Below are 5,938 nucleotides of genomic sequence, written 5' to 3'. Positions count from 1 at the left end.
ATCCTTATCTGGCAAGAGATTTAATTGATTAGTTCGCTCTAGATCGCAAACAATTGACAAAAATCGCGGTAATGTCTGTCTCTATAAGGGTTTCATTCCTTATAACCCCCATCCATTGCATAACACAAACCGAAGAGCCGTAAAAATTAACTGTCCGACTGCTCCGGCAATAATTCCAGCGATGACACTGCCAAATGTGCCTTGAAAACCTTCGGATATCCCTAAAAGACGACGACGCAAATAGGCATTTTGCCCCATTATTAAGGCTAAAGCAATACCAATGGCTAAAATTCCCGTCCAAACCGATGTCACCATCAATAATCGCTCTCGATCTTCTGTGGCATAATTTTGATTACTTTGTAAACTTTGTAAAGTGGTTTGAGCAATAGTTTCACCCAGTAAGGGTAAGATTTTGGCAAATCCTTGTCTTCCCGATGCGGTTTCACCCAACAAAAAGACTTCTCCAGGGTTATTTGCCTGTAATTGACGATAGGTGAATTGATCCGTAAACTGTATAACTAAGTGAAGTTGGTTAATCTGGTGAATCTGTAAACTTCTCTTAACCCCATCTAAAGATTTCATCGTTAAATCAGGAACTTGAGGAGGAGCATCCGTGATCAGAAGGATAACTTTAGTCGAATCTGAGCGAAAAGGCTGATTTGCTGCTAAATCTAAAGCATCTAAACTGCTTTCTGGAGCATCTCCGCCATTAACTTGTTGAATTTCCGCCACTTTTTGCCTAAATAAAGTCGGATCTGCGGTAAAAACTCCGTCGGGAAAGCTTAAAATCTGGCTTTCTTCCCCATATAAGCGATCGCCAAAGGCAATTAATCCGATTTTTGCATCTAGCTTTTGGCTGCTTAATTCTTGGGAAAACTGCTGAATTCCTTCTTTTACGCCATTTATCTCCTCATTCATACTTGCAGTGACATCTAAAACAAAGAGTATATCTACTTTAGGAATAGAGGGAGTGACAGGGGTAATAGCAGGGGGTAAGGCAAAATGAAGGAAAATTTCACCAAAAAGAGAAGCAATTAAGCACCCTCCCGCACCCCATAACCCAAAGAGCAGGGGTTTACTGATTTTTCTCGTTCGCTTCTGTCTTAAGCTAGTCATAGGCTGTTTTTGATCACCCTACTTCTCTATATCGTGACTTAGAGGAGAAGTTATGCAGAAGATCAACAAGCTTAGGCTTTAATTGCCAAAAATAGTCTTTTTAGACTTAATTTAAGATTAATTGATGATAAATAGCTCAAAAAAGGGTTATTTTTGGTTTTACCAGTTATTTGAGCTAGTTTCCTCAGTTATTCAAGATAAACCATAAATCTTCACAAAAATTTACAAATCAGATGGCATAATCGCTTTAGCTCAAGACGAATAGATCAGGAGTAGCCAATAAAACCAGATTTAGTCTGAGCGCAAGCCTTACGCCCCTACAATAAATAGGGTTTGCGGCAAAAAGTTTTTCCTGGGGGCAGGCTTCGGCCGTGAGCTCAGCGTTTGACAAAAGCTCACGCCGAGGTCCGAACGGTTGTGGGGTGTAGGGTGTAGGGTTTTAGCGATTTTGAGGGGGTCAATTACCTAATTTTCAGGGAAAAAGTCCCGGAATTTTCCACCCGATCACTCCGGGATCTGGTACTTTTTGGTTTCCAAAAAGTCTAAAAGTCTTACCCAACAAGGTTTTTAGATTTATTGAGTCAGCCCTAACTGCTATAAGAATTCATCTTTCTATCGTATTGAGGACGACAGGGACTGCCCCAAGCGACCTTTTGAGCGGGAATATCGGCAAATACGCTACTTCTTGCCCCAATAACAACATTAGAGCCAATTTTTACCCCCGGAGCCAGGAAACAATCGGCTGCGATCCAAGTACCATTACCAATGAGGATGGGAGTGGTTTTTAAGCTGAAAGAGCGATCGCTGGGATCGTGACTGCCAGTGCAAAGATAGCATTTTTGAGAAATCACACAATGACTGCCGATGGTAACGTTATCTAAACTATAAATCACCACATCATCGCCAATCCAAGTATAATCGCCGATCGCAACTTTCCAAGGATAAGAAACCCTTGCCGTCGGGCGAATTTTCACCCCAAGGCCGATTTTAGCCCCGAATAGACGCAAAACAGCGCAGCGAAAGCTATCCATCTGGTGCAAACTAAGGGGGAAAAGAATCCCCTGTACTAACCACCAAAGTAGGATAATTGGATTAGAACGACCGCGATCAAACCAAGATTGATCGTAGGTACGCAGATCTAGCCACGCTTCCTCATCGGTGCGGATTTCTGGGGACATAGGACTTATTTAATCATTTCTGCGGGTTGAGGTTCCGAGGGTTTAACCGGGGGATTAGCCTGGGCATTAACGTTTAATTTACCGCCAAATTGCCGTAATTCGTACAATTTAACCCCTATTTGGTATTCGTACTGACTCAAAAGACGACCGTAGATATAACCAGCTTTGCCATCCAGGAAACCGAGACGGATAAAATAAAAGAGAATAAAGCGCAGCAGCGGTTTAAAGGGCAATTTTACCCATATTTTCTTTAAAAAACGTTTCCTCTGCACCGCATCACCGAACAGGTGCGCTCCGATCGTGCCACTTTCGTCATTACCCGTGAGAATATTGTAATAAACCCGCGCTTCCCAGTTGGAATAACGATTATGTCTTTCTAACCAATGATAGATATCGCGGAAATCGATGTGCAGCATATCATTTTTCAGATATCCCACCTTGCCATCAAGGATAACGTGTTCATGAACTTCGTTATCTCCCGTGTTGGGGATATCTTCCGTGTTTAAATTCTCGTATCTGCCCGACTTATGTTTAAATAAACGCAGATTCCAGTCGGGATACTTGCCACCATAACGGATCCACTGTCCGAGGAAGAAGACGCGACGATTGAGATAATAACCGTTATAGTCGGGATCTTGGATCACGGTGGCGATTTCGTCCCATAGTTCGGGGGTGATTCTCTCATCACAATCGACGATTAATACCCATTCATTGCGAAAAGGCAGATTATCGAGGGACCAGTTTTTCTTTTTCGGCCAACGACCATTAAAATAAAATTGGACTACATTAGCCCCATAGTTGGTAGATATTTTGATCGAGCGATCGCTACTTTGGGAATCGACGACAAACACTTCATCAGCCCTAGCAACACTCTCTAAACAGGCGGGAAGGTTAGATTCCTCGTTTTTGGCGGGAATTAACACCGAAACGGGAATTTTTTCTGATTGACTAAACATTGGTACACTGTGGCTAGGTAGAGTGTTCGCATCTTTCCTTAAAACCCTTAGTCACTCAGAAAGCGAGAACTAGGACCTAAGATTTTTCTTGATCTTACTATACCTTATTTGGTTTTTTACCTAAAAATGTCGGCTTGAACCCAAGAGAGAGACTCCTAGAGACTTGCATATTCTCCCAGAAAATAGCGAAAAATTTGATCGCTAATTTCTAACTGCGAAATAGACGACTATACTGGGTTTCGTGGTTCATACTGGCAAAACTTAGCCCCCAACTCCAACTGCTCAGGTTTTCATCGGCTAAACTGATAATATCTGCTGTTGCTGTTAATAAACTGGGCTGTAAACCGATCAGAAGCGATTGTCCTAGGGTTTGTCCAAGGGGAATTAAACGCAATCCTGCATTGATTAAATTACTTGCCCAACTGTGTAAATAGCCTAAAACCGCTAATTCTTCGCCAATTTGCCAATGACTTGCCCCGATCGCAAAAGCGGTGGCATAATTAGCCTGTTCTGGTAGATTATCTCTGGCCGGTGCTAACTCCCGCAATAAGTTTAACAGCGATCGCCCCATTTGCCAGCTTTGTTGTCTTAATTCGGCCGTTTCCCGCGTTGCCGATAACCAATTATCCCAATAATTAAGTTTTGTAAAATCCTCTTGACAAAAACAACGATATACCCTTAGCAAAACAGCCGTTTCTAAGCGAATCGAGCCTTGACAAAGCGATCGCTCTAACCAATCATTTAAGCTGGCACTATTGGAGATAATCCCCTTTTCGACGAGGGTTTCTAGCCCTTCGGAATAACTATAGCCCCCCACGGGTAAAATGGGACTAGCCAATTGTAATAAACACAAAAGTTCTTTTTGATTGAGCATAGAAAACCGAGAAAATTGTCCTTAACACAATCAGGGAAATGCTTGGCACTTCGTTATTTAGATCGAGCGGGTAGAAAGCGGCACTTTGTGAATTATACCGTGATTAATAGCCACAATTATCAACTACTATACTTAGGGTTTGCGGCAAAAAGTTTTTCTTGGTGGCAGGGTGTGGGGTGTGGGGTGTGGGGTTTTCCCCATTTTCAGGGAGTCAATTACCTAATTTTCAGGGAAAAAGTCCAGGGATTTTCCCCCCAATCACTCTCGGCTGGCACTTTTTGATTTCAAAAAAGCCTAAAGATATTATCCAACAAGGTTTTTAGATTTATTCAACCAACTCTACTTATGTCCTCACGAGAACAGCATTTTCTGAAAATAAATCTTGTCGTTCTCCTCTTGATTTTAGCTTTGACTGCTTGGGTTGATCGGGCAGAATTAAACTCTAGTCTTTTGTTTTATCCTCCCGCTACTCCCCCAACTCCGATCGCTGGTTTATTAACCCATTCTTTTCAATTGCTTTGTTGTTTCCCTCCGATTGTTTGCCTTTTTAGTTATGCTTTATTGTCCCGCAAGGCAAGTTTCAATAATTCTCGCCATTTTTTACTTGTTTCTGGCATAATAACGGGACTTTTTGCCATCAATGAAATCTTCAGAATTCATATCATTCTCCTCTATTTTAATATTTCCAAATTTTTGACTATCTCTGTTTATGCCCTCGCAATTCTGATTTATGGTTTAGCATTTTGGCGGCGAATAAGACAAACTTATTACCAAATTTTAATCATTGCTTTAGCACTTTTAACTTTTGCAATCGCTATCGATTTTCTCCAGCTTAAAAATCAAGGTTTTGCTAGTCTAAGTGAAGGAATTCCTAAACTGTTAAGTGCTGTGAATCTAGCTGGCTATTTTTGGGATGTATGTTTTCAAGAAATTTCAGCCCAGATCAAATCCCAATAAATTATCCATTCATCTGTTTAACCAGATGTAAAATTTCGGGAAGAATCAGTTTTTCTAGGGCTAATTTAACGGCATTAGTGGAACCAGGGAGAGAAAAGACTAATAAGTTTTGATAAACCCCAGCTATTGCCCTTGATGCCATGGCACGGGAGCCAATTTCCTGATAGCTGAGATAACGAAATAATTCGCCAAAACCGGGCAAAGTAATCCTTAATAAAGGTACTAAAGCATCATAGGTATTGTCTCTGGGAGCAATACCCGTACCCCCATTGAGAATTAAGACTTTTATCTGATTTTGATTGCTAATCTCTGGTAAGATTGCTTGAATTTGTAAGGGTTGATCGGGGATAATTAAGTATAGGCCGATATCATGACCCGATCGAGTTAGTAACTCTTGAATTATTTGGCCACTCCTATCCGTCTCTGGGGTACGAGTATCGCTCACCGTGACTACGGCACAGGTAAGGTTAAGGGGGGCGGTGTCGGGATGGGGATTGACACTCCCGTCACTAAAAGCGAGGGATTCTTGGTTCATCGAGTTTCCTTAATCTGACAGGACGTATCCAACATTCGCCAGAGCGCCCCCTTGGGGCAAGGGGGGGTCAGACGATTTAATCTTTTTTCTGCCTGGCGATAGTATTGCGGTATTTCTACCGTTTCCCCATAACTATTAGCGTAGAAAACTTTTAAGCCTACATCCAATCCTACACATCTTTGGCTCTTCGGTTTGTGTTATGCAATGGATGGGGGTTATAAGGAATGAAACCCTTATAGAGAAAGACATTACCGCGATTTTTGTCAATTGTTTGCGATCTAGAGCGAACTAATCAATTAAATCTCTTGCCAGATAAGGATTT

6 protein-coding genes and 1 pseudogene are annotated in these 5,938 nt (G+C 41.7%); 1 reads left to right on the top strand and 6 read right to left on the bottom strand.

Annotated features, from left to right (window positions below):
* Window positions 1-99: 99 nt before the first annotated feature.
* The 4 genes from O9332_RS23815 to O9332_RS23800 form a co-directional block, all read right to left on the bottom strand.
* Window positions 100-1,116 (bottom strand): vWA domain-containing protein, encoded by a 1,017-nt coding sequence (locus O9332_RS23815; protein WP_288027671.1) that lies wholly within the window; start codon window positions 1,114-1,116, stop codon window positions 100-102.
* A gap of 587 nt (window positions 1,117-1,703) precedes the next feature.
* Window positions 1,704-2,294 (bottom strand): hormogonium polysaccharide biosynthesis acetyltransferase HpsU, encoded by a 591-nt coding sequence (hpsU, locus tag O9332_RS23810; RefSeq protein ID WP_004159371.1) that lies wholly within the window; start codon window positions 2,292-2,294, stop codon window positions 1,704-1,706.
* Between the two features lie 5 nt (window positions 2,295-2,299).
* A complete protein-coding gene (locus O9332_RS23805; protein ID WP_004159368.1) occupies window positions 2,300-3,250 on the bottom strand; it encodes a glycosyltransferase family 2 protein in 951 nt (316 codons plus the stop codon).
* 208 nt (window positions 3,251-3,458) lie between these two features.
* Window positions 3,459-4,124, bottom strand: a complete 666-nt coding sequence (locus O9332_RS23800) for an urease accessory protein UreF (protein ID WP_288027670.1) — start codon at window positions 4,122-4,124, stop codon at window positions 3,459-3,461.
* A gap of 345 nt (window positions 4,125-4,469) precedes the next feature.
* On the opposite strand from O9332_RS23800, the gene O9332_RS23795 reads away from it, so the two are divergent.
* Window positions 4,470-5,081, top strand: a complete 612-nt coding sequence (locus tag O9332_RS23795) for a DUF8692 domain-containing protein (RefSeq protein ID WP_004159365.1) — start codon at window positions 4,470-4,472, stop codon at window positions 5,079-5,081.
* 1 nt (window position 5,082) lies between these two features.
* Here O9332_RS23795 and O9332_RS23790 read toward each other — a convergent pair whose 3' ends face one another.
* A complete protein-coding gene (locus tag O9332_RS23790; RefSeq protein WP_004159364.1) occupies window positions 5,083-5,616 on the bottom strand; it encodes a MogA/MoaB family molybdenum cofactor biosynthesis protein in 534 nt (177 codons plus the stop codon).
* A gap of 68 nt (window positions 5,617-5,684) precedes the next feature.
* Window positions 5,685-5,801 (bottom strand): annotated as a pseudogene (locus tag O9332_RS23785) (transposase); the annotation flags it as partial.
* Window positions 5,802-5,938 lie beyond the last annotated feature (137 nt).

Source organism: Microcystis sp. LE19-10.1B, from assembly GCF_027530565.1.
In the GTDB taxonomy this organism is placed as follows: domain Bacteria; phylum Cyanobacteriota; class Cyanobacteriia; order Cyanobacteriales; family Microcystaceae; genus Microcystis; species Microcystis aeruginosa.
This window is presented reverse-complemented; position numbering and strand designations above follow the sequence as displayed.